Annotated in this window: 19 protein-coding genes; 6 read left to right on the forward strand and 13 right to left on the reverse strand. The window is 43.4% G+C overall.

Annotated elements, in window-relative coordinates; all coding sequences use genetic code 11:
- Positions 1 to 121: 121 nt before the first annotated feature.
- The 3 genes from hcp to hoxE form a co-directional block, all read right to left on the reverse strand.
- The gene (hcp, locus tag L8106_RS16520; protein ID WP_009785508.1) at positions 122 to 1,771 is read right to left on the reverse strand and encodes a hydroxylamine reductase; all 1,650 of its coding nucleotides are present in this window, start codon (positions 1,769 to 1,771) and stop codon (positions 122 to 124) included.
- 32 nt (positions 1,772 to 1,803) lie between these two features.
- Complete coding sequence (locus L8106_RS16525) at positions 1,804 to 3,420, reverse strand: NuoF family protein (RefSeq protein WP_009785509.1); 1,617 nt, start codon at positions 3,418 to 3,420, stop codon at positions 1,804 to 1,806.
- A 265-nt stretch (positions 3,421 to 3,685) separates the two neighbouring features.
- The gene (gene hoxE / locus L8106_RS16530; RefSeq protein ID WP_009785510.1) at positions 3,686 to 4,216 is read right to left on the reverse strand and encodes a bidirectional hydrogenase complex protein HoxE; all 531 of its coding nucleotides are present in this window, start codon (positions 4,214 to 4,216) and stop codon (positions 3,686 to 3,688) included.
- A gap of 906 nt (positions 4,217 to 5,122) precedes the next feature.
- Between hoxE and nifJ the strand changes: the two genes are divergently transcribed.
- The 3 genes from nifJ to L8106_RS16545 all read left to right on the forward strand — a co-directional run bounded on the left by nifJ (position 5,123) and on the right by L8106_RS16545 (position 12,556).
- Entirely contained in the window at positions 5,123 to 8,695 is a 3,573-nt protein-coding gene (nifJ, locus tag L8106_RS16535) for a pyruvate:ferredoxin (flavodoxin) oxidoreductase (RefSeq protein WP_009785511.1), read from the forward strand.
- A 97-nt stretch (positions 8,696 to 8,792) separates the two neighbouring features.
- Positions 8,793 to 9,803 carry a dihydroorotate dehydrogenase-like protein gene (locus tag L8106_RS16540; RefSeq protein WP_009785512.1) on the forward strand — a complete coding sequence of 337 codons (1,011 nt, stop codon included), beginning with the start codon at positions 8,793 to 8,795 and terminating at the stop codon, positions 9,801 to 9,803.
- Between the two features lie 482 nt (positions 9,804 to 10,285).
- Positions 10,286 to 12,556, forward strand: coding sequence for a mechanosensitive ion channel family protein (locus tag L8106_RS16545; protein ID WP_083798433.1), 2,271 nt, complete (start codon positions 10,286 to 10,288; stop codon positions 12,554 to 12,556).
- Between the two features lie 78 nt (positions 12,557 to 12,634).
- On the opposite strand, the gene coaBC is transcribed toward L8106_RS16545, so the two are convergent.
- From coaBC to L8106_RS16585, 9 genes are all read right to left on the reverse strand, one after another.
- Positions 12,635 to 13,897 (reverse strand): bifunctional phosphopantothenoylcysteine decarboxylase/phosphopantothenate--cysteine ligase CoaBC, encoded by a 1,263-nt coding sequence (coaBC, locus tag L8106_RS16550; RefSeq protein ID WP_009785515.1) that lies wholly within the window; start codon positions 13,895 to 13,897, stop codon positions 12,635 to 12,637.
- A 146-nt stretch (positions 13,898 to 14,043) separates the two neighbouring features.
- Positions 14,044 to 14,256 carry a DUF2555 domain-containing protein gene (locus L8106_RS16555; RefSeq protein WP_009785516.1) on the reverse strand — a complete coding sequence of 71 codons (213 nt, stop codon included), beginning with the start codon at positions 14,254 to 14,256 and terminating at the stop codon, positions 14,044 to 14,046.
- A gap of 87 nt (positions 14,257 to 14,343) precedes the next feature.
- Positions 14,344 to 14,964, reverse strand: a complete 621-nt coding sequence (locus L8106_RS16560) for an alpha/beta hydrolase (RefSeq protein WP_009785517.1) — start codon at positions 14,962 to 14,964, stop codon at positions 14,344 to 14,346.
- 80 nt (positions 14,965 to 15,044) lie between these two features.
- On the reverse strand, positions 15,045 to 15,788 hold the full coding sequence (locus L8106_RS16565; RefSeq protein WP_039896544.1) for a HEAT repeat domain-containing protein: 744 nt from the start codon (positions 15,786 to 15,788) through the stop codon (positions 15,045 to 15,047).
- 59 nt (positions 15,789 to 15,847) lie between these two features.
- Positions 15,848 to 16,363, reverse strand: coding sequence for an N-acetyltransferase (locus tag L8106_RS16570; RefSeq protein ID WP_009785519.1), 516 nt, complete (start codon positions 16,361 to 16,363; stop codon positions 15,848 to 15,850).
- Positions 16,356 to 16,535, reverse strand: coding sequence for a hypothetical protein (locus L8106_RS16575; RefSeq protein WP_009785520.1), 180 nt, complete (start codon positions 16,533 to 16,535; stop codon positions 16,356 to 16,358). Before L8106_RS16575 ends, L8106_RS16570 begins: the two co-directional genes overlap by 8 nt.
- Before the next feature lie 62 nt (positions 16,536 to 16,597).
- Positions 16,598 to 18,415, reverse strand: coding sequence for a sodium:solute symporter family protein (locus L8106_RS16580; RefSeq protein ID WP_009785521.1), 1,818 nt, complete (start codon positions 18,413 to 18,415; stop codon positions 16,598 to 16,600).
- Between the two features lie 228 nt (positions 18,416 to 18,643).
- The gene (locus tag L8106_RS31585; RefSeq protein WP_156803724.1) at positions 18,644 to 18,802 is read right to left on the reverse strand and encodes a PEP-CTERM sorting domain-containing protein; all 159 of its coding nucleotides are present in this window, start codon (positions 18,800 to 18,802) and stop codon (positions 18,644 to 18,646) included.
- A gap of 191 nt (positions 18,803 to 18,993) precedes the next feature.
- Entirely contained in the window at positions 18,994 to 19,533 is a 540-nt protein-coding gene (locus tag L8106_RS16585; protein ID WP_009785523.1) for a hypothetical protein, read from the reverse strand.
- A 295-nt stretch (positions 19,534 to 19,828) separates the two neighbouring features.
- Here L8106_RS16585 and L8106_RS16590 point away from each other — a divergent pair, with 295 nt between their 5' ends.
- From L8106_RS16590 to L8106_RS16600, 3 genes are all read left to right on the forward strand, one after another.
- Entirely contained in the window at positions 19,829 to 20,980 is a 1,152-nt protein-coding gene (locus L8106_RS16590; RefSeq protein ID WP_039896556.1) for an RNA-guided endonuclease TnpB family protein, read from the forward strand.
- Positions 20,981 to 21,382: 402 nt separating this feature from the next.
- Positions 21,383 to 21,811, forward strand: coding sequence for a lactoylglutathione lyase (gloA, locus tag L8106_RS16595; protein ID WP_039896546.1), 429 nt, complete (start codon positions 21,383 to 21,385; stop codon positions 21,809 to 21,811).
- Between the two features lie 137 nt (positions 21,812 to 21,948).
- Positions 21,949 to 24,735 carry an ATP-dependent Clp protease ATP-binding subunit gene (locus L8106_RS16600; protein WP_009785526.1) on the forward strand — a complete coding sequence of 929 codons (2,787 nt, stop codon included), beginning with the start codon at positions 21,949 to 21,951 and terminating at the stop codon, positions 24,733 to 24,735.
- Here the strand turns inward: L8106_RS16600 and L8106_RS16605 are convergent.
- Positions 24,720 to 25,685 carry a glycosyltransferase gene (locus L8106_RS16605; protein WP_009785527.1) on the reverse strand — a complete coding sequence of 322 codons (966 nt, stop codon included), beginning with the start codon at positions 25,683 to 25,685 and terminating at the stop codon, positions 24,720 to 24,722. The genes L8106_RS16600 and L8106_RS16605 overlap by 16 nt on opposite strands.
- Between the last annotated feature and the right edge of the window lie 133 nt (positions 25,686 to 25,818).

Genomic DNA, 25,818 nt, shown 5'->3' on the forward strand with positions numbered 1-25,818 from the left:
GTGTTCTCCTCTTTGAGTCAGATGGGTGTTTTTTTGACCTCTTTATCGACCCCTCCCCATCCCTCCCCTGCGAGGAGAGGGTGTAATTAGCCTCCTCCTTTTAGGGGGAGGTTGGTGGGGGTTAACCTAAACAAGCGGCTAAATCTTGATCCGGTGTTGTAATCGGTTGCAGGTTATATTTTTCCGACAACAAATTCAATACATTGGTAGATAGAAAAGCGGGTAAAGTCGGCCCTAAGCGAATATCTTTAATCCCTAAATACAATAGGGTTAATAACACTGCGATGGCTTTTTGTTCATACCAAGACAGAATCATTGATAACGGCAATTCATTCACATCCATCTCAAATGCTTGGGCGAGTCCCAACGCAATTTGAATGGCAGAATAGGCATCATTACACTGTCCCACATCCATCAACCGGGGCAGATTTCCAATCTCTCCCAACTGTTTATCGAAGAAACGGAATTTACCACAAGCTAGCGTTAAAACAATGCAATCTTTGGGAACTTTCTCCACAAATTCGGTGTAATAATTGCGATCCGGTTTTGCGCCATCACAACCCCCAACCAGGAAGAAATGACGAATTTTGCCTTCTTTTACCGCAGAAATAACTTGATCGGCAACATTTAAAACACTATTGCGGGCAAAACCTACGGTGACTTGACGAGGTTCTTTTTCTTCTGTAAATCCTGGTAACGCCAGGGCTTTTTGAATGGCGAGAGTATAGTTAGGCGTATTGTCTTCTGTATCCGCTAAATAGCTAATTCCCGGATAACCCACTGGCCCTAGTGTAAACAGTTTATCTTCGTAGGTTTCTTGGGTGGGCATTAAACAGTTAGTTGTGACAATAATCGCCCCCGGAAACTTCGCAAATTCTTTAGTTTGATTCTGCCAAGCCGTGCCGTAATGCCCGTACAAATGGGGATATTTTTGCTTCAAAAGCGGATAACCGTGGGCGGGTAATAATTCGCCATGTGTGTAAACGGTAATCCCGGTATTTTCGGTTTGTTTTAGAATAGCTTCGAGTTGTTTAATGTCGTGTCCTGAGACTAACATTGCTTTACCCAATTTCGGGTTTAACGGGACAACTGTTGGCGTGGGATGGCCGTAGGTTTGAGTATGACCCGCATCCAACAATTCCATTGCCAAATAGTTGATTTCTCCGACTTTTAACACCAAATTCACCCAATCTTCTAAACTGAGGTTATTTTGGTCTAAAGCGGCTAAGGCTTCGTAACAAAATTGGTAAATGCGGTCATCTTCCTGACCCAATTCTTGGGCGTGAAAACTATAAGATGCTAACCCTTTTACCCCATAAAGCACTGTTAGTTTGAGTGAGAAAATATCAACATTACTTTCAGACTGCGTGATCAACTTCAAGGCAACATCTTGACCTTGTTGTGCCAAACTTTCGGTAAAGTCGGGTTGATAGTCACTAATCTCAGACCATTCAACCGGAGTTGAACTCTGTTTTTCAACTTCAGCTTTTAAATTTTCTCGGAGTTGAATGGCGTGTTGAACGTATTCCCCAAAGCGTTTTTTATTGAAGTTAACGTTTGTCATTGTGGAAAACAACGACTCACAGGTAAACACATCAATTTCATGGGTTAATATTCCCAATTCCTTCGCTTTTAAGGCAACAGGGGCAATTCCTCGCAAGCAATAAACGAGTAAATCTTGTACAGCATTTACTTCTGGACTTTTCCCACAAGCACCCCATTGATGGCAGCCTTGTCCGCTTGCGGTTTGTTCACATTGTTCACAAAACATGGTTAATTCCTCTGAAAATTCAAACAGGTTAATTAAACCAAAACCTTGCTATTAGAAACTTCTTGAGAAACCAATAATTCGGTGTATTCAGATTCAAAATAATGCAAGGTACTGACAATCGGGTTCGGTGCTGTTTGTCCTAATCCACACAAACTTGTAGCTTTTACCATCTCACACAATTCTTTGAGTTTTTCGAGGTCTGCTGCGGTGGCTTGTTTTTTAATCAGTTTAGTTAAAAGCTGATACATTTGTACGGTTCCGGCGCGACAAGGAATACATTTTCCACAACTTTCTTCGCGGCAAAAATCCATATAAAATTGTGCGACTTGAATCATGCTAGTGCCTTGATCCATTACCACCATACCGCCCGAACCCATCATTGAACCTAATTTTGTTAACGATTCATAATCGACAGGTGTATCTAACAAATGAACCGGAATACAACCGCCTGACGGCCCTCCTGTTTGTACGGCTTTGACTTCTCCATCGGGAACTCCTCCGCCCATTTCTTCTACAATTTCTCGGAGAGAAATTCCCATCGGAACTTCAATTAATCCCGTATTTCTTATTTTACCCGTTAGAGAGAATATTTTGGTGCCTTTGCTTTTTTCTGTGCCGATACTAGCAAACCAATCGGCACCTTTACGGATAATTGGGGCAATATTTGCCAATGTTTCAACGTTGTTAATTAATGTCGGTTCTCCCCACAACCCTGAAACAGCCGGATAAGGAGGACGGGGACGAGGTACGCCTCGATTTCCATCAATGGAAGCAATTAAAGCGGTTTCTTCCCCGCAAACAAACGCCCCCGCACCGACGCGAATATCGACGGTAAAATTAACAGGTGATCCGAAAACTTGTGTGCCTAAAATACCTTGACGTTTGGCTTGTTGGATGGCTTTTTGTAAACGAGAAATCGCCAGGGGATATTCTGCCCGAACATAAATATACCCTTGAGTTGCACCGACTGCATAGCCGGCGATCGCCATGCCTTCTAAAATCCGATGCGGATCACTTTCCAGCACACTACGATCCATAAAAGCGCCCGGATCACCTTCATCGGCGTTACAAATCACATACTTTTGTCCGGGGGGCATTTTAGCCACCGTTGCCCATTTTAAACCCGTGGGATAACCCGCCCCGCCTCGTCCTCTCAAACCCGATTTTGTGATTTCTGAAACGACGTCTTCCGGGGTCATTTCATAGATGGCGTGATGCAGGGCTTGATAGCCACCAACGCTTAAATATTCGCCAATTTTTTCGGGGTCAATTTTGCCGCTATGTTCACGAACCACCAACATTTGACGACTGAAAAATGGATGTTGAGGATCGCCGGGAGTGGCTTTAACTTCTCCTCCATTTAATCCTTCTACAATTGAAGCGGCAACTTCGGGTTTAACGGTTTCATATTGTAAGCCTTCGGGTTCAATTTCAACAATTGGGCCTTTGCCACAAAACCCCATACAACCGACGCCAACCACTTGTACTTTATCTTGGAGTCCGGCTTTTTTAACAGCCTGTTCCATTTCTTTTTTCACCGCCAAGGAATTCGCCGCTTGACATCCGGTAGACGTACAACAATGAATGCGAATACTTTTCAAAGATTGACGTTCTTGTTCGGCGAGTTCTAAGAGTTCATTTAATTCCATAGTGTTCTTCTCTCAAATGTAACTTGGGTTTAACTTGAGAAACCCAACGGTTTTTTTATTAGAAGTTCGGGAAGTAACTTGGGATTGAATTTGGCTTGGAGTCATCAGGTTTTTATTCCCCCTCGCCCTGCTTAAAAAAGGGGGGAAGCAGAAGCCACAAAACTATTGCATGGTTGCCTCTTACCTGTTCCCTGTTCCCTAAGATTGCAAACTAAGTCTCGCCGGAAACCGCGCCCGCCGCAAGGCAAGCGCTGTTCCCTGTTCCCTATTCCGCTTGCCATTCCTTAATTTTTTCAACCGAAGATTCTGCGGTTTGTTGGGGTGCCATTTTGCCATCATAGACAACCACAGGCGCAATCCCACAAGCCCCGACACAACGGGCTGTTACCAGGGAGACTAAACCGTCTGGGGTGGTTTCTCCCGAATGAACTCCGGTCTGTTCTTCGATAGCGGCTAACACTTTGTCACCGCCTCTGACATAACAGGCTGTTCCCATACAGATGACGCAGTTATGACGGCCTGCGGGTTTGAGGGAAAATAGATGATAAAAGGTGGCAACGCCGTAGACTTTACTGAGGGGCAGTTTCAGGTTACGGGCAACGTACATTAACACGTCATCTTCGAGATACCCGAAGGCTTCTTGGGCTTTGTGTAGCACTTCAATCAGGGCATCTTGACGATATTGGCTGCGTTTCATGGTGACATCTAAGACCTTAAAGCGCTTATCGCCACTCGGATGAGTCGATGAATCTGGGGTTTGTCCCGATGCAGGGGGGGTTTTTGTCGAAGATTGCATAGTTCTTTTGGTGACAATTTCCGTTGCTTTTCGGTGTTGAAGGGTCTGTTATTTCTACCTTTGACTGTACACACCGTTGAGAGAATTTTAACGATCAACAAGACAATTCAAACTTGTTCAAAACAACAGCAGGGTTGTTTATGTAAATTTGTCAACCAACCTCTAGCTAGGGTTCAATTTCTAATTTTAAGTATATCGGAATGTTTTGTCTGCAATTGTTAAATTTCTTCTAAAAATTCAGCGAACAAAGTTTGTTAAGAATTGCTGCTGAATAGACATCTAACCCATTAATCGATTCAGTTGAGTGGTAAAATTATTGTTTATTTACAAAAAGACTTGGTGATTGGTAGAGACATATTCTGAAAAATACCCCGAATCAAATCCTAGATTCAAGTTTTCGGCCGGAAAAAAGCAACAGAAAGTCACAAACTATTAAAAAACATGAAGAGCCGATCCCTTTTCAGAAAATCTATTGGAAGATCAACACAGAGAAGCCGATAGGAGGTTATCCCCGTTAAAATTTCAAATCTTCTCACCAACTCACTCAAAAAGTGAAAATGGGGGGAGGGATCAGACTCAGGTGTGAAAGCCAAGATTTAGAGAACAAAAACAGGCAAGATCCGCCAACCCAGAATCAACGGAGTAAACTTTTCAGGGAAACAGACAACTTAACCCTAAATTTTTAACCGTTGATTAAAGAATATATAACCGTTTATAATTGACATTGAGGAACTCAACACAAAATAGCAATGATTGCCGTAAACCGTAAAATTGGATGAAATTTTTTGCAGGTTTAATAACAGAAAGGAAAACCCTTAACCTTAACCCAATACAGTCGCATCAAACTGAGTCTATTTTAATCTGTCGTTAATCTGCTGATAACCGCAGCATCTAGAGGAAATCCAAATGAACACAAAAACCTATGCAACCCTCGACGGGAACGAAGCAGTCGCCCGTGTTGCTTACCGTCTCAACGAAGTGATCGCTATTTACCCCATCACCCCCTCCTCACCGATGGGAGAATGGTCAGATACTTGGATGTCTGAAGCCCAACCCAACCTCTGGGGAACCATTCCCTCTGTTGTGGAAATGCAAAGCGAAGCAGGTGCAGCCGGGGCGGTGCATGGGGCCTTACAAGCGGGTTCTCTGACGACCACCTTCACCGCTTCTCAGGGATTATTGCTGATGATCCCTAATATGTACAAAATAGCCGGAGAACTGACAAGCTGCGTTATCCACGTTGCTGCGCGTAGTCTAGCCGCCCAAGGCCTCTCCATTTTTGGTGATCATAGCGATGTCATGGCAACTCGGGCAACCGGTTTTGCGATGTTGTGTTCCGCCTCCGTCCAAGAAGCCCATGATTTTGCCCTCATTTCTCAAGCGGCTACCCTAGAGTCTCGCCTTCCCTTCGTTCATTTCTTCGACGGGTTCCGCACCTCCCACGAAGTCCAAAAAATCGAAACCCTTGATGAGTCGGTGTTGCGTTCAGTCATTGACGACAAATACGTTTATGAACATCGCGCCCGCGCCTTAACCCCCGATGCCCCGGTATTGCGGGGAACTGCCCAAAACCCCGACGTTTACTTCCAAGCCCGAGAAACGGTGAATTCCTTCTATACCGCTTGTCCGGCGATGGTTCAAAACGCAATGGATCAAGTCGGAGAACTCACCGGGCGTCATTATAAACTGTTTGAATATCACGGCGCCCCCGATGCCGAACAGATCATTATCCTCATGGGTTCCGGTTGCGAAACTGTTCACGAAACCGTTGACACCCTCACCGCCCAAGGCGAAAAAGTCGGGGTGTTAAAAGTGCGGTTGTATCGTCCCTGGGATAACCAACGCTTCATCGAAGCTATCCCCAAAACCGTTAAAACCATTGCGGTATTAGATCGCACCAAAGAACCGGGCGCAGGTGGTGAACCCCTTTATCTCGATGTTGTTACCGCTTTCATGGAAGCGTGGGTTGGACAATTCCCCAAAATCATCGGGGGACGTTATGGTTTATCCTCGAAAGAGTTTACTCCGGCGATGATCAAAGGCGTGTTTGATCACCTAGCTCAAGGAAATCTCAAAAATCACTTCACGATTGGGATTAACGATGATTTAGGTTTAACTTCCCTACCTTTTGAACCTGAATATTCAATCGAACCTGATCACGTTGTTCGGGCGATGTTTTATGGGTTGGGTTCCGATGGTACCGTTGGCGCCAACAAAAACTCAATTAAAATTATTGGGAACGATACCGACAATTACGCCCAAGGTTATTTTGTTTACGACTCCAAAAAATCCGGGGCGGTAACAGTTTCTCACCTGCGTTTCGGCCCGAACCCCATTCGTTCCACTTATTTGATTTCTCAAGCCAACTTTATTGGCTGTCATCAATGGACGTTTGTGGAAAAATTAGATGTTCTCAAATGTGCCGCTCAGGGTTCAACGTTCCTGTTGAATAGTCCTTACAGTGTCGAGTCAGTTTGGGGTAAATTGCCCCTAGAAATGCAGGAACAAATCATCCGCAAGCAACTCAAATTCTATGTGATTGATGCTGATACAGTTGCCCGTGACAGTGGCATGGGACGACGCATCAATACCATTATGCAAACCTGTTTCTTTGCCTTATCAGGAGTTTTACCCCGAGAAGAAGCGATCGCCAACATCAAGAAATCCATTGAAAAAACCTACGGTAAAAAAGGTGCGGAAATTGTTAGAATGAATATCCAAGCCGTAGAAAATACATTAGCAAATCTACACGAAGTTAATGTCAGCGAAGTGAATAGCGATCTGCGTCGTTTACCGCCAATTCCTGTTAATGCACCGATATTTGTTCAGGAAGTCGAAGGGGCAATGATCGCCGGACGGGGAGACGAATTACCTGTGAGTGCTTTACCCAGTGACGGCACTTATCCAACGGGAACTGCAAAATGGGAAAAACGCAACCTTGCTCAAGAAATTCCCGTTTGGGACCCGGATGTTTGCGTACAGTGTGGCAAGTGTATTATGGTTTGTCCTCATGCGGTCATTCGCGGTAAAGTTTATGAGGAAAAAGAATTAGAAAAAGCGCCGGAAAGCTTTAAGTTTACCAATATCAAAGATAAAGAATATTCCGGTCAAAAATTCACCATTCAAGTCGCCCCAGAAGATTGTACCGGATGCGGAATTTGTGTTGATATTTGTCCGGCGAAAAACAAATCAATGGCATCCCGCAAAGCGATTAATATGGAACCGCAACAACCCCTGCGGGAACAAGAACGAGAAAATTGGGATTTCTTCCTCAATTTACCCAACCCAGATCGCCGTCAACTGCACGTTGATCGCATTCGTCAACAACAATGGCAAGAACCGTTATTTGAGTTCTCTGGGGCTTGTTCAGGCTGTGGAGAAACGCCTTATATTAAGCTAGCAACCCAGTTATTTGGCGATCGCATGGTGATTGCAAATGCCACAGGTTGTTCATCTATTTACGGCGGAAATTTACCCACCACACCCTACACCACAAACGCCGAAGGACGGGGGCCAGCTTGGTCAAATAGTTTGTTTGAAGATAACGCCGAATTTGGTTTTGGGTTCCGACTTTCGATAGACAAACACGCCGCTTTTGCCACAGAATTATTGCAGAAATTAGGCGGAATGATTGGCGATAATTTAGTCTCGCAAATTCTCAATAACCCGCAAAAATCAGAAGCTGATATTTGGGAACAACGGGAACTCGTCGCCCAACTGAAACAAAACCTGCGGGGTGTTGATGATCCTGATGCTCAACAATTAGTCAGTGTTGCTGATTATTTAGTGAAGAAATCGGTTTGGATTTTCGGTGGGGATGGTTGGGCTTATGATATTGGTTTTGGGGGTGTCGATCATGTCATAGCTAGTGGTCGAAATGTCAATATTTTAGTGATGGATACCGAGGTTTATTCTAATACCGGAGGTCAATCTTCTAAGTCTACACCTCGCGCTGCGGTGGCAAAATTTGCCGCAGGCGGTAAACCTGCACAGAAGAAAGATTTGGGCTTAATTGCCATGACTTACGGTAATGTTTATGTGGCGAGTGTGGCGATGGGGGCGCGAGATGAACACACTTTAAAAGCTTTCTTAGAAGCAGAAGCTTATGACGGGCCGTCATTAATTATTGCCTACTCTCATTGTATTGCTCATGGGATTAATATGATGACTGCTATGAGCCTTCAAAAAGAGATTGTTGAAAGTGGTCGTTGGTTGTTGTATCGTTATCATCCAGAACTTGCAGATCAAGGTAAAAATCCACTGCAACTTGATTCGCGATCGCCGAAGCAACCTGTAGAAACATCGATGTATAAAGAAAACCGCTTTAAGATGTTAACCAAGAGCAAACCTGCTGATGCAAAACAGTTGATGAAAGAAGCCCAACAAGATGTAAATACTCGTTGGGAAATGTATCAATATTTGGCAAATCGTTCGCCGGAAACAAATGATTCTTCTCGTCCGAGTAGCGATACCGAATAATTTAAACTCCGACAAATCACCCCCTTTTTGAAGACAGGAAGGGGGGATAAAAGCTCATAAACACGCCTCAATTTCCCAGTATTTAGAGAACAAAACCATGGATATAACGACAACTTATTTGGGCTTAGATTTGCGTTCACCTCTCGTTCCTTCTGCGGCGGCACCTTTATCAGAAGACATTGATAATATTAAACGTCTCGAAGACGCGGGGGCGGGTGCAGTGGTCTTGCATTCGCTGTTTGAAGAACAATTATTGCGCGAAAAATTTGAACTTCAACATCATTTAGAATACGGTACCGAAAGCTTTGCAGAAGCCTTAACTTACTTTCCTGAACCCGATGAATTTCATGTTGGCCCGGAATTGTATTTAGACCATATTCGCCAAGCCAAACAAGCGGTTCAAATTCCAATTATTGCCAGTTTAAATGGCTTTTCTTCGGGCGGTTGGGTCGAATATGCCAAACTCATGCAAGACGCCGGAGCCGATGCGATTGAACTGAATATTTACTACGTCCCAACTGATTTTAACATGAGTGGAGCGCAAGTTGAACAGAATTATATTGATACTTTGCGAGAAGTGAAAGCGGAGGTTAATATTCCCGTCACCGTGAAACTCAGTCCGTTTTTTAGCAATATGGCAAACATGGCAAAACAGTTAGATGAAGCCGGGGCGGATGGGTTAGTTTTGTTTAATCGTTTCTTACAACCCGATATTAATCCCGAGGAATTAGAAGTTGAACCTGGTTCGATTTTAAGTAATGCTCAAGCTTTGCGTTTACCGATGCGGTGGATAGCGATTTTATCAGGTCGAATTAATGCAGATTTAGCCTCAACAAGTGGCATTCAACGGGGTCGAGATGCGATAAAAATGTTAATGGCCGGGGCAAAAGTAACTCATGTTTGTTCGGCGTTATTGCGACATGGAATTCCCTACCTTCAGACGATGGAAACTGAGATCAAAACCTGGATGGAGGAGAAAGAATATGAGTCTGTTAAACAGATGCAAGGTTCTATGTCACAACTCCATTGTGAAAATCAATCGGCCTATGAACGCGCTCAATACATGAAAGCCATTACTTCTTATCAACCTGAACGGAGTATTATCTAATATTAAGTTGTTTCCCTAGTTTTCTCAGCTAGGGAAATATTTTATGGGGATTTAGTCAGTCTGAATTTCCATTACTGATTTATTTTATTGAACAAAATTCAACTTATTTGACAGTTGTTAGTGCTTTTTTTCAAGCTCTGAGTCAAGTTAAATTGAAAGTTATCCCCTCTACAATCACCTTTTTTACAACAAATGATACCCGCTTCCCCGATATTCATAAATTAGAATTATTAATTTTAGATCATCTAATCACTTAAAACTATCGAGTTACTTTAAATCAGATAAAAAAGGGGTAATCATCCGGATTTTAACCCGGTTTATCTTTCTATCTTCAGATAGAGTCATCTGCTTAACCTTCTCGCTACAGTCAAAAATTGGGAAAACAGGAAGGGGTAGGGTTCTCTCCCCTTAGTAGTATTTCCCCCCAGTTTCTGTTCGGGTTGCGTAGAATGGAAAAAGTGCGAACAAGAGGTTAAGTAAATATGCCTAAATTAGTGGACATCCACATCGGGATTATCCGAACACTAGAAGCGTTTAGCAGCCATTTACGAAGCCGACTCTACAGACCCATGCGGTTTGTGTCTATTTCGGTGCTAACGTTTATCCTAATTGTAACTGCAATACCCACAGCGACAGCACAATTTCCGATTCCCATTTCTCTCGAATCCACAGGCAATAACGAGACACCGATTTTCAATGCCTTTAATAAACCCTTCAATTGCGTGAATCTTCAGTTGTGTAGTCATGTCTGGATGACTGGAAGTACAGAGCCAGTTTTGAAGATTGCTTCACCACCCGTTACTGAAAATGGAGAAAACACGAGTTTACCAGTTGAATTACGAGCCAGAAGAATTCAGCGACAACTGAATCTTATTCAAAAAAAAGCCCAAAGTCGGGCAACATCCAATCAAGCTAACTCTGAAATTTCATTAAATAAAAATAGAAATAAGAATTCAGCGAAGAGAATTATCCTTGAACAAAGTAAAGATACTGCCATCGGTAAAAAACTCACCTCTCAATCTGAAACGACCGATGAAAGTCTTCACCCTCAAACTCCTAAAATAGAAGTTGCACTTGAAAATAATATACCGGTTATCTATCTACCTTCTCAAGAAGGATTTTTAAAGCAAACCCTGTTGAGTGTGCGGGAATGGGATGTTATTCCTAACCAGGATGTATTGATACCCAATGATCCTCAACAACTCAAACGAATTGAACAGTGGCGTCAGCAAATTACTGAAAATTTTCCCAATTTCTCCTATGAGAAAACAGAAGCCTTTGTTCTGGCAAAAATCTGGCAATATAAAATTCAACAACAGTTAAGTAGTTCTTTGAAAACCCAAGAGGCTGTTGCTGCAAATACTTTTTATTTTGTTGTTCTTTTCTTAATTATCTTATCGGCAATTTTCCTCCTGAGTTTCATCTTCTTTTGGATTAAAAAGCAAATTAAAGCCAGACGCCGTAAAGTTCGCAAACAGTTAGAAGATTTAGAAAAATCAATCGCGGTAGAACCCGATACAACTTCTGAGGAGTTAGCCGCCAAAGCTGCCGAAGCTGAAGAAGCAATTAATGCAGCGAAAAAGACAGATCAAACTCATACTGAGCAAAGATCTACACATTCTTCCAAGCGGCAGAATACCAACACTGATTTAACAGACATTCCGTTTGATTTAGTGACTTCCAGTGTGGAGTCGATCTGGCAGTACATAACTCAAAATTCTTTAAAGCAACAAAGTATTTTAAAACAGCAAATCAACTTAATGTTGTTAATTGAAAATATTTTGTTCTGGGTACAACTGATTGTTTGGGGGCTTGGAATCGCAGCGATTTTGTTTTTCTATCCTCCTACTAAAGTTTATGCCGTATTATTGGCTAAAAGTCCGATTTGGATTGCTTTAATCTGGATTGTTTTGAGTATTGCTGACAAAGTTGTTGATTTCTTTATTGATTCCCTTCTCAACCGTTGGGCGACAGAAGCACAACAAACTTCATCCACACCTCAACGCTATACCATGCGGGTAAAAACCTATTCTGCGGCTTTGTCTCAACTCACCTCTGTGATTGCTTATGGGTTAGCAACAATTCTCTCTTTATCAGTGTTAGGACTTTCTACAGAAGGACTTGCTAGTGCGGGTGTGATCACTTTGATTGTGACCTATATTTTTCAACCTCATATTACCAATGTAATTCGTGGGTGTTTGATTCTTTTTACCGATCAATTTGCAGTGGGTGATGTGATTGTGTTGGGTAATGTTGCCGGGTTTGTCGAAAAAATGAACTTGTACATGACTCATTTGCGAGGTGATGAAGGGCGTTTGATTTCCATTCCGAATGGAAATATTGATGTTGTTCAAAACTTAACGAAAGAATGGTCACGGGTTGACTTCAAAATTGAGATTGCTTATGATGCTGATGTTAAACACGCCTTAGAAGTGATTCATCAAGTCGCTGAGGAAATGCGAAGTGAACCTCAATGGCAGGATTTAATGATCGAACCTGCTTCTATTTTAGGGGTAGATGGGATTACACACAATGGTATTTTAATTCAAGTTTGGATTAAGACTCAACCTATTCAACAATGGGCAGTTGGACGAGAGTTTCGCTTACGAATTAAGTTGGCTTTTGATCGCGAAGGAATTGCCATTGGAATGCCTCAACGTCTTCTCTGGCGTCACGATAACGAAAGTTCTAATCCAGATAGTAATGGTCATCACTCGGAATTTCAACATTCCTCTAGGGAAAGCGATAACTAAAACATTTTGTTCGCTTTAACTTCATGCAAGTTTATTCTAAAGAAGGATGATTTTAGTCCTTCTTTTTTCTATAATTATTTAATGATCAATCTCTATAAAATCAAACAAATGATGGGCGAGTTTTAACTTACTACATCCGACAAAATCAACCTGTTTTCCCATTTTATTAATTAATGTCGCTGTATTCGTATCACTCCCAAACCCGGCATTAACTTGATCCACAGGATTCGCAACAATAATATCCAAATTCTTTGCTTCTAATTTCCGTAAAGCAGGCGTTAAAATCTCCCCTGTTTGTGCTGCAAATCCGACTAAAAATTGAGGGGGTTGCTTTATTTTACCCAATTCTGCTAAAATATCTACACATTGCTTTAATGGGATAGCTGTAGGTAAATCCCCTTTTGAGAGCTTGTAATCGTAATAGTCCGCAGGTTGAACATCTCCCACGGCTGCCGTCATCACCGTAATATCGGCTGGCGAGAACCGTTCTAACATCGCCTGACGCATCTGTTCGGCAGTGGTAACACTCACCCCTTCCACCTCATCGGGCAACAGTGCCAGCAACTCCGTCTTTATCGGTGCGTGTACGAACATTACCGTCGCCCCCCGATGTATCGCCGCTTGAGCAACAGCCAGCCCCATTTTCCCCGTGGAAGGATTGCCAATAAACCGCACCGGATCAAGATGTTCTCGGGTGCCTCCTGCACTGACTAACACCCGCTTTCCGAGTAAATCCCGTTTTCCACCCGTATGCAGCAATGACTCGATATGAGCTAGAATTTGTTTCGGTTCAGCCATACGTCCTGCACTCACTTGCCAACCCTCCCTTTCTTTGAGGGGAAGATCACAAGCAAGAATCCCCGCAACCGGAGTCATCCCATGAAAGCGCTCGTGACTCAAAACTTGCTGCCAATTTTGCTGAACAATATTTTGTTGCCACATCTGACGGTTCATCGCGGGAACCAACAACACTGGACAACTCGAAGCGAGAATAGTATTGGTTAACAAATTATCCGCCATTCCGGTCGCAATTTTCGCTAAAGTATTGGCAGTTATTGGAGCAATGACCACTAATTCCGCCCATTCTCCTAACTGAATATGTAGTGGACGCCCGTGAGTCGGTTGCCAAAAATCGGCATCAGTGTAGGCTTGATGACGGCAAAGCGTCGCGATCGTTAAAGGCGTAATAAACTGTTGTGCTGAGTCGGTTAAAATCGCTCTGACTTCCGCTCCAGCTTTCGCTAAAGTTGAGATCACCTCACAAATTTTATAAGCTGCAATTCCCCCACTAACCGCGATTAAGATTTTTCTTTTAAAAGGAGAAGGTAAAATTTGTTTCATCTTCTATCTTCCAAATAAAAAGGGTAAAAATAGAGAAATCAGTTGACCTTTAAACCCTTGTTATCACTCGGAATTAAAATGAAAATAGGGGTACAGCCCATGCTGTGAACCCCTCAAATTATTCATCTCAACTCACCGATGAACGATTAAGCCTCGTCGTAAGTCTCGATATCGAGTAAATACAGATAAGGTTCAGCTAACTCTGGACGCTGAAATGCGATCGCTCGTAGCAAATGCCAATCGTTAAGACCCTCAAACGGATCGCTATAGTCATCGATTTCCAAACGTGTAGCTAATTCAGCCACATCCTCTACAGTCAGTGTAGAAATTTGCGGTGAGGATCGAGTCAACGTTTCCATCTGTAGCTACCTCCGTTAAGTCGCATTTGCTTTGAGCCTTTGTGTGGGTAAATCTCACATCAGACTCCCTATTTCTAGTGTAAGGTTTTAACTGGATTTCGACATCACCTCCACAACAAAACTTCGTATTAAACTTAAAACTTCCGGACGAATTTCGTGCGCCATATCAAATTCGTGATACTGTATATTTGCTCCAAGTTTCTGAAAACTATCTCTGGCTCTTAGAGCAGCACTCAACGGCACCACCCGATCCAGACGACCATGTACAATTAACATCGGAGGTAAAGAATCCTCTTGAGGTTCAGGAGAAAAGTGCAGATAGCCACTCAACACCACTAATCCAGCCAAGCCCAATTTTCGTCCCACATCCATCGTCATCGCCCCTCCCTGAGAAAAACCGCCTAAAATTGTTCGACTCGCCGGAATCCCTGTAGAAGTTTCCAGGGAAGCTAACCAGTCTTGTAGCGTTTGACGACTTTCATCTAGTCCTTTGTATTCAGAGGTTTCTAGACTATACCACGCCCGTCCTAACGGAACTTGGGGATGGGGAAAGGGGCCATCGGGGAAGATAAACTGATATTGGGGTAGCCTCAGCAACGGCGTTAATGAAGCTAAATCTTCAGCATTGGCGCCCCAACCATGCAGAAACACGATTAAACCTTCGGGACTGTCTGTTTCCGCAGAAATCGTAATGGTGTTTAAGTCCATGAATATTTATTGCACTTGAGAAGTTCACGGTTCATTGTTCATGGTTTTAGCGCAATTAGCAAAAACCCCAAGTTCAGAGGTTATAATAAACCATCCCGTTGTAACTCCTCAATAATCTGTAACCCACGGGGATCACCGACTCGTAATAACGACGATTTGGCATCCTCTCGCACACCTACATCCTTGTCTTCTTCTAAGGCTTCAATCAGGGCATCAATCGCTCCAGCATACACTGCATTAGAAGGCATTTCTCGACACAACTGACCTAATGCCCAAGCGCAATTACTGCGAACAGCGGCGACTTCATCGTGTATTAGCCCTTCAATCACAGGCGGAACCGCCCGAACTACCACATCATACCCGACTTTTGCCATTTGACCGAGAGAACTGGCGGCCCACAACCGCACGGCGGGAATATCGGTTTTCAACGCATCGACCAATGGAGTTAAGGCCCGCTGATCTCGACAATTTCCCAAAGCCCAAACGACGCCTTTACGAACATAACCATTCCAATCTTGTTCGAGTTGCTCAATTAACGCTTCGACTGCATCGGGGCTTGGGTTTCGTCCTAAAGCATAAGCTGCACTCACCCGAATTAATGGACAAGCCTCCGTCAACAAATTAATCAACGGCAGAACTGCCCGCTTGTCTTGAATCTCACAAAATGCCCTCGCTGCAATCATCCGGCGTTGCGATTCCGGTGATTCAAGCAACGGCAACATTTCCTCTGGATCGGGCTTGGGAATTTCTGATTCCTCCATGTGATCCAGGGGGCTTTCCCAGGCTTCTGGGCTATGAATTACACTAAGCTTCTCATCCTCCATATTATTAATTTACAGCACGACGGTCACATCTGAGCCACGCGATCGCAAATTTCTTACCTTTATTGATCGGCGAGGGACTTCAACATCGAAATGGACTGAGTTTGATAACCCAATTTCTGATAAAGATTAAGTGCAGGTTGATTATGGGAGAAAACTTGTAAGCTAATTTGTTGATCTCCTCGTTGTTTCGCCCAATTTTCGGCCTGAAGCATTAAAGCTGAACCAATTCCCCGACGACGATGTTGCGGATGAACGTACACCAGAAAAATATGAGCAATTCGTTCACCCTGCAACTGATCAATAGCATTTCCCATCCACAAACAAGCAATCGGCGAAAGCGTTCGGAATGGAGTTGAATAAACGGGTGTTTCTGAGGACTTTTGATCCCCTGTAACTTCCACCCACCACAGAGGCGTTTGGGCGCTAAAATACTGCTCAATGGTATCGGCTAAATGGTTAAAGTTGCGATCGCTATAGAGTTCTCGATAAGTGCGAGTCATAAACTTCAACAGCAACGCCCGATCCAAACGAGAACCCGAACGCAATCGATAACCGGGAATGAACGGATCAGACACGAATCCGATTGAGGAAAACTAGAGCTTGTTCTCCGGTCGGACTCATTTCACTGACGGGTGCAGGTGCCGCTAAATCACCCGGTAAAAAGATCCGAGCGCTGACTGCAACCAAAGCCAATAAAAAGATCAAAACCGCCAACAAAGGCGCAATATATTGACGAAAAATAGCCATAGGATTTTCAAATTCAGCCGGAGAATGCTTTGACAATTGTAATCTATTTTGGGTGTAGTTTTCTACTGATCATCTTCTAGATCTTGATCATCGAGTCCTGGCCTGGGTGTGGGTAAGATTCGAGTTTTACTCAATTGACGCAAGGTTACTCCGCCCCCAACGGCTAAAATTAGACAAACCCAAGCGAGGGTTTCTTGCAACAGTAAAAATCCACCCACACTTAACAGCGTCCCTAACAATAATACAATCGCTGCGATCGCCTTTTGTAAATCCAACCCCAAATCTTGATCTGGAGGTAAACTCGTTTTCAGACGTTGTTTTGTCCATCCTGGCCCACCGGGTCGAACCTGGCGATAAAATGCTTCTAAAGTTTCCTCAGATTCTGGTGAAGTCAACAGCAAAACCGTCACCCACAAAATCGTCACACAAGCGGTAATAAACATAATCCGCAAGCCAAAATCTTCGATCTTAAAAAGCGGAACTAAGCTGGTGGTCATCCCCACAAAAAAGCTGGCTAAAATTGCGGTTAATTCGGCTGCTGCATTAATTCGCCACCAAAACCAGCGTAAAATCAAAATCAATCCCGAACCCGTACCAATGGCAATAACTAACCGAAAAACCGTCGCTACATCCGTTGCTAAAAATGCTGCACCCGCCCCTAAAACAGTAACTAAAACCGAAGATAATCGCCCGATAAAAACCAATTGAGTTTGAGACGCATCAGGTTTAACAAAACGCAAATAAAGATCATTAGTAATAAAAGAAGCCCCCCAATTAATCGAAGTAGAAACTGTACTCATAAATGCAGCCAACAAAGAAGCCACAACTAATCCCAAAATTCCCGGAGGCAAAAAATCCAGCATTAATTGAGGATAACCCAACTCTTTATCTTCTAAATCTGGATAAAGAACTATCGAAGCCAACGCCACCAAAATCCACGGCCAAGTTCTAATAACATAGTGCATAATATTAAACGTCCAAGCCGCTTTTTCAGCTTCAGCTTCTGTTTTCGCCGCTGCAAATCGTTGAACAAATTCACCGCCCCCATCACTTCTTCGCCAAGACCACCATTGAATAAAAATATAAGCAAAAAAGGTACTTGCTGTAATTCCGGCTGTTTTGCTAAAGCTAATCAATCCATTTTCACCGCCAAAAGAAACCGGAAGTAAAGATAAAATATCTTTGTCGGGAGAAGCAAGGGGAACTTTTGCCACTAATTCCCCAATTCCACCCACACTATTTAAAGCAAAATAAGCAACAATGACCGCTCCAAATAAAGCCAGAAAAAACTGAAAAAAGTCAGTAGCAACAACACCCCAAAGTCCGGCTAATCCGGCATAAAATAAAACAAAAATACTCACCCCAATCACACTCAAAAGTTTGAAATTGGTTTCAGTTGCTTCAATCCCTAATGCTTGCCAAATATTTAACGCTTCTACCACTTTTACCATCGCTAACATAGCATAACCAATGGCAATACAATTCATTGGAACTGCAAAAATAAACGCTTTTACACCCCTTAAAACAGCCCCCATTTTGCCACCATAACGCAATTCGGTTAATTCGGCATCGGTGAGAACCTCTGAACGTCGCCACATTCGTGCAAAAACATAGACCATGATGACGTGAGAGATACCAAACGTCCACCATTCCCAATTTCCAGCAATTCCTCGATTAGCGACAACTCCGGTAATATAGAGAGGAGTATCAATCGAAAACGTCGTCGCCGCCATGCTAATTCCTGCTAACCACCAAGGAAGCGATCGCCCAGAAACGAAGAAATCAGCAAGACTTTTTGAACCTTGACGAGACAAATACAACCCCATCGCCATTGTCACGATAAGGTATAGTAAAACAATTAACCAGTCAATCAGTTGCATGAGTTTGGAGAGGAAAACACTGAAACAGTAGAATGAATCTAAGTTTTCCAGTCTACCTCTGAAAGTCCTTTTTGTAAAAGCCTTTCTCCTCAAAGCAAAACTAAACGGTAGAAAATTTAACTTCTCTACCGTTTATATTCTGAGATTTTTTCTGTTTATGTTTATTGTTCAAAATTAAGTAGACGCCAAAAGGGAAACCGCTGCTCATAAATGTTAGCAAAATGTTAACTAAGCTTTGTTGCGGTTGCGAAGTTTGCCACCAACCAACGCCAAACCAACTAAAGCCAAACTGGTAACAGTGGTGGGTTCAGGAACGCTTGCAGGCGTAGTTTTATTGGGTTCAAAGTGCATCGCCATCGCCATACCATCGTTTGCACATTCGGCCAAAAGACTAATTAAAGCATCGCCATCGGGAAGTAAATTTCGGTCAAAACTAAATCCATCGGATTAAGTGAGTTATATCGATTGCAAAAATGGTTAGGTCAGGTTCATAGACAGTCAAAAGTGATCCCTAAAAAAAGTAGGGGAAATTCATAAATTGCCCCCACCTAGAAACAGTAAACACTAAGTTGATGATTTTAAATCTCTTGCAGATCAATATAATTAATTTTTCCCCGTTCTATTTTATCCGGGAGATTAACAACTTGGTATCTAGTGCCTTTGGGAACCAACACTTCACATTCAGCATACATCGCAGAAAAATCACAAATCGCCACACCCGAACGATTTCCTTTGACTCGGAGTACAACGCAATAGCAAGAACCCGAATAATTTTCAGCAACATTTAAGCTATAGGTAAAGCTAGCCATTGCTTCTAAAGTATAACCGCCCGGTTGTTTGAGATTTTCAATAAAGGTCTGAATCGATTTCTCACCAAAAGATAGTCCTCGATAAATCTCTCCCTGATAGCCTGACATTTTATTCATAAAAGTATTGAGAAGTTCAATCTTCTCATCTTTTACTCCTGCTTGTTCAGCACGTCGAATTTGGCGATAATCACCTTTTGTAAAATCAGCAATTGCATTAAACATTTTTTCGACGACAGGAGTATCAATTCCAGTTAAGCGAGTGATATCTTCTGCGGTCAAGGGATCCAGCGTTGAGGTCAGTTTATTCATGGTCAACCCAAAAATTCTATAAGCCTAAAAAGAGCGACGTGGGAACGGTTCGTCTAACAGGTCGAATCTTGGCGGTGCTTTGTCATTCAAACTGAAATGAATTCCGGGGAATTAAGCCTGAAACGAGATCCACAGACTTTCAGGGTCAGGTTTTTGTATTCCCTATTACAATTTAAGCATTCTTTTCTAAAATTGTCAGTTACTCCTTACCAAAAAAAGCGGGTCAAAAGCCCCGTCGTTCACGACGGATTATGTTCGTGCTATGATGGGTTATCGTCAGCGACGACGACAAATTATGCTCGTATATGAAATGAAGCTGCAAGGAACATATTGCCAGTACCGAAGCTTGGATGAAGCCATTCGGACAGGTCGATTTGTTCGCAACAGCGTCATCAGGGCATGGTTAGACGGTCAAGTTAAAAGTCGCAACGATGCCTACAAGCACTGCAAACTGTTGTCAGACAATCCAGAGTTTCCTTGGGCATCAAGGTTAAACTCAATGGCACGACAAGCACACGCAGAAAGAGCTTGGGCATCAATTGAAAGATTTTATCGGAATTGCAAGCAGAAAATACCAGGCTCAAAAGGATTCCCAAAGTTTAAAAAGTATCAAGTTAGAGCGTCTGTTGAATACAAAACATCAGGATGGAAACTTTCAGAGGACAGACGTTATCTAACGTTCACAGACAAGTTTCAAACGGGTACATTTAAGCTTTGGGGAAGCCGGAACCTGCACTATTATCAGTTAAAACAAATCAAACGAGTGAGGGTAATTAGAAGACATGACGGGTATTATGCTCAATTTCTGATAGACCATGAACGAGAGGAGAAAAAAGAACTCACAGGAAAACAAACAGGATTAGATGTAGGTCTTAACTATTTCTACACAGATTGTTCTGGTAATCAAATAGATAATCCCCGGTTTTTGAGAAAAGATGAACGCAAGCTTAAAAAGCTACAACGTCGATTATCAAGAACTCAAAAAGGCAGTCAAAATCGCCAAAAAGCCAGAAACAAATTAGGTAGAGCGCATCTCAAGGTTTCACGCAGGCGTAATGATTGGGCTTGTAAACTAGCCCAACACGTCATACAGTCTAACGACTTGGTAGCGGTTGAAAACCTACGGATTCGCAACATGGTTAAAAATCATCATCTAGCCAAATCAATTAGCGATGCAGCTTGGTACAGGTTTCGAGAATGGTTAGAATATATGGCGCGGGTTTATGGGGTTCCAGTTATTGCTGTCGAACCCGCATATACTTCTCAAAACTGTTCAAATTGTGGCGAGAAAGTTGTAAAAACTCTCAGTACGAGAACCCATGAATGCCCTCACTGCGGGTATATTGCTGACCGAGATGAAAATGCCGCCAGAAACATATTGAAATCTGCATTAAAACAGCTATCAAATAAAGAAACGGATAAGAAATCGATTAACGGATTAATTTAACTGCGAGTATCAGAGATTTATGCTGTCCTACAGATAACTTAATCCGTTCTTCCGCTTAATATCTGTTTTTAAAATACCGCCGGGCAGGTGGTAATTAACGCCTCTGAAGAGAATGCCCTCTGCTCTGTTGGGGAAACTCAACCTAGTAAGTCAGCTCGTGGAAAGAGGAAGCCCAGACAGTGATGTTTGGAATCTCCGTTGTTTACGACGGAGAGGATGTCAAAGAAATTAAAACGAACCGATAATCAACTTAACGTCTCTTAAAATACGGAAGACAACCCCGCAAAAGTCAGGGAACACAGAGGAAAGCCTCAGCAAATTTCAACCCCAATCTCTGCTCAAGTCGCAAACATCCTCTTAAAATAAACAGTGAGGGTACATAAAAAAAGGTAAATACGAGTAATGAGACTGTTACATACCATGTTGCGCGTCGGCAACCTAGAAGAATCTAAAAAGTTTTACTGTGATATTCTCGGAATGAAGCTCCTACGCCAGAAAGACTATCCCGGCGGAGAATTTACCCTGGCATTTGTCGGTTATGGGGATGAAGCCGATCACTCCGTTATTGAGTTAACCTACAACTGGGGAACCGATCATTATGACATCGGGGATGGATACGGCCACATTGCTTTAGGAGTAGAAGATATCTACAGCACCTGTGACCAAATTAAAGCCGCAGGGGGTAAAGTCACCCGTGAACCTGGCCCAATGAAACATGGTTCTACCGTAATTGCCTTCGTACAAGACCCCGATGGGTATAAGATAGAACTGATTCAACTCAGCACCCACAGCAGCACCCCAGAAAAAGAAACCGCAACTGCTGCCAGCTAACAAAAAATGATAGAAGTAGGAAAACAAACAGCAGTAAAGCCCTAACGCCATCTGACCAGCAGTCAATTCTAAAATTTTCCTGCTTCTATCCCCAACCTTCCTTTTTCAATTCCAAACCCCCAACTTAAAATCGCAAGATGCAACCGACTGATCCGAGCAAATTTACAGATAAAGCCTGGGAAGCGATCGTAAAATCCCAGGATGTGGCTCGTCGTTTTCAAAATCAGCAACTCGAAGTCGAACATTTAATCATTGCTCTACTCGAACAAAATGGACTCGCGACCAACATCCTAGAGCGCGCAGGAATAGACCCAGAAAATATCACCCAACAACTCGAAGCCCATACCAAGCGTCAGCCCCGAGTCGGTAAAATCGATCATCTCTACCTGGGTCGTGGGTTAGATGTATTACTCGATGTCGCCGAACAAACCCGAGAAACTTGGCAAGATGAATTTATCTCCGTCGAACACCTTTTGCTGGCTTTTGCAGACGATGAACGGATTGGGCGTCGTCTTCTCGGTGGTGGTGGACAACAACAACCTCCCGCACGCCCCGGTCGCCCTGGAATGGAGCAACGCACATCCGCTCGTCCTCCGACTGTTGCTGGTCGTAAAAAGCTAGAAGACGCCATCAAAGCCACTCGGGGCAGTGCAAAAGTCGAAACACAGAACCCCGAAACCGGTTATGATGCCCTCAAACGCTATGGGCGCGACCTCACCGAACAAGCCAAAGCCGGAAAACTTGACCCCGTTATTGGTCGGGATGAAGAAATTCGTCGAGTCGTCAGTTGTCTGTCCCGGCGCACCAAAAATAACCCCGTATTAATCGGAGAACCCGGAGTCGGAAAAACAGCGATCGCCGAAGGACTCGCTCAACGAATCGTCAATGGAGACGTTCCCGAATCTCTCAAAAATCGTCAGTTAATTTCCCTCGATATGGGGAGTTTAATCGCTGGTGCCAAATATCGAGGCGAATTTGAAGAACGATTACGCTCAGTCTTGCGAGAAGTCACCCACTCCGACGGACAAATTGTACTATTTATCGATGAACTGCATACCGTTGTTGGTGCAGGCGGGGGTGCGAGTACCGGAGGCTCGGGGATGGATGCCGGAAATTTACTCAAACCGATGTTAGCACGGGGCGAATTGCGCTGTATCGGAGCAACTACCCTCGATGAATATCGCAAACATATCGAAAAAGATGCCGCCTTAGAACGACGTTTCCAACAGGTTTACGTTGATCAGCCTTCCCCAGAGGATACGATTTCTATTCTACGAGGTCTCAAAGACCGCTACGAACGTCATCATGGGGTTAAAATTACGGACTCTGCTTTAGTCGCGGCGGCGATACTTTCTAGTCGTTATATTAGCGATCGCTTTCTACCCGATAAAGCCATTGATTTAGTGGATGAAGCCGCAGCCCAACTCAAAATGGAGATCACCTCCAAACCCGTCGAACTCGAACAAATAGATCGGCGGATCATGCAGCTAGAAATGGAAAAACTCTCCATTGAAGGCGAAAGTGATGCTAAAAATGGAGATGCACTCCACAAAGCCGATGTAGGCGTGAGTTTCCGCTTAGATCGCATCAAACAAGAAATTGAAGCGTTGAAACTCAAGCAAGAAAAATTATCCTCGCAATGGAAATCTGAAAAAGAGTTACTCGACGGAATTAATACCCTCAAAGAAGAAGAAGAAAAACTGCGAGTTCAAATCGAACAAGCCGAACGAGATTATGATCTCAATAAAGCTGCACAATTAAAATACGGTAGACTAGAAGCGGTTCATCGCGATCGCGAAGCCAAAGAAGCCGAACTGCTGAAATTACAATCTCAAGGTTCAACCCTCCTACGAGAACAAGTCACCGAAGCTGACATCGCCGCGATTGTCGCTAAATGGACTGGAATTCCTGTTAATCGATTGTTAGAGTCTGAACGCCAAAAACTCCTGCAACTCGAAAGCCATCTGCATCAACGAGTCATCGGACAACAAGAAGCCGTAGCCGCCGTTTCTGCCGCAATTAGACGGGCGAGAGCCGGAATGAAAGATCCCAGCCGTCCCATCGGTTCGTTCCTGTTTATGGGGCCAACAGGGGTCGGAAAAACCGAGTTAGCCCGAGCCTTAGCCGAGTTTCTGTTTGACAGCGAAGACTCCTTGATTCGGATTGATATGTCCGAATATATGGAAAAACACGCCGTTTCTCGGTTAGTCGGGGCGCCTCCAGGGTATATTGGCTACGATGAAGGCGGTCAACTTTCTGAAGCTGTGCGCCGTCATCCCTACTCTGTGATTCTCTTTGATGAGGTGGAAAAAGCCCATCCCGATGTCTTTAATATCCTCTTACAAGTCCTCGATGATGGCCGAATTACCGACTCTCACGGCCGGAAAGTTGATTTCCGCAATACAGTCATTGTGATGACGAGTAATATTGGGGGTGAATACATTCTTGATGTGGCTGGAGATGACTCTCGCTATGAAGAAATGTACCGTCGGGTAATGGGTGCTTTGCGATCGCATTTCCGCCCCGAATTTCTCAATCGAGTCGATGAAACGATTCTATTCCATGCTTTGAATAAATCAGAATTGCGTCATATTGTGGCGATTCAAGTCAAGCGACTGATGCGGTTATTAGTCGATCAAAAAATTAGTTTGGTGTTGTCTCCAGAGGCAATGAATTATATTGCAGAAGTGGGTTACGATCCAGTGTATGGGGCTAGACCGTTAAAACGAGCCATTCAACGGGAGTTAGAAAATCCGATTGCGAATTTATTATTAGAACAAAAGTATGTAGCCGGAGATACGATTTATATTGATCGTTCCGAGGAAGGTTTGTCTTTTACTAACAAACCCGCAACTTCCGAAAAAGAAGAAAAACTTCCCTCTCAGTTAACGGCAATTACCACAAAAATTCAACCCGAAGCATGAACTTCTGAGTGAATGAGACGTTTGAGTTTTTGAAGGAGTTGGGGAAATTGAGGGGTTAGGATTAAACCAATACTTTTGAGTAGGAGAATGAAAATTAACTTCAATTGTCCAATAATTTCCGGTTCGTACCTCACATAAATAACAATGAGTCGTAACGCTTTCCAACCGTTAGAACGATTTGGTAAAAGGTCAAGGGTTCTGCACACCAGATACTTATACACAAGAGCCAAGCTTTTTTGCTTTAACGGTTGTAAGCTGTCGGGAGCTTGCGAAAAAGCCCGATTTAAGACTTTCACAACTTGTTGTTCTTGGCGAGTAATATTAGAAGATATTGAGTTATTGCGGATGCGGTAAAAGATCTGAACAGCCGGAACATTGACAAACAGATAACGAGCCGCTAAACGCAAGTATAAATCCCAATCTTGTCCCCCGCTCAGAGACTCATCAAAACCTCCTACATCGTCAAGAGCATCACGACGAATTAACGGGTTTGAACCACTTTCGATAAAGTTATAGAGGAGCATCGCAGCATAGGGTTCTCCATTAACTGTCGTATGTCTACCTGCTTGTCGCCAGGAACCCGCCTCATCTAGAAAATCAGTCCAACTATAAGCAACTGCGGCTTTGGGGTGGGTTTGGAGGGCGTTGAGTTGGGCTTCTAGTTTATCGGGAGTCCACAAATCATCAGCATCCAAAAATGCAATATATTCCCCAGAAGCCTGTTTGAGTCCTCGGTTACGAGTAGCGGAAGCGCCAGCATGGGGATAGGACAACACTTGAAGACGCCGATCGCGATACTGAGAGATAATCTCTAGGGTACTATCCGTTGAACCATCATTAACAATAATCAATTCAAAATCTGAAAAAGTTTGCTTGAGAACAGAATCAATTGTGGCTTGAATGGTCGTCGCACCGTTATAGACGGGAATAATAATCGATATTTGTGGCATCCTGAATCTGCATTCGGGTAGAGCTGCTTATTAGTATAGAACCTAAAACCTTGGACTGATAATAAAACATTGGTTAACTGGGTAGAATTGAGTTATATTGGGGGGTGCTATTCAATCCGATATAGTTCTCTAT

The sequence above is a fragment of the Lyngbya sp. PCC 8106 genome, assembly GCF_000169095.1.
Classification (GTDB): Bacteria; Cyanobacteriota; Cyanobacteriia; order Cyanobacteriales; family Microcoleaceae; genus Capilliphycus.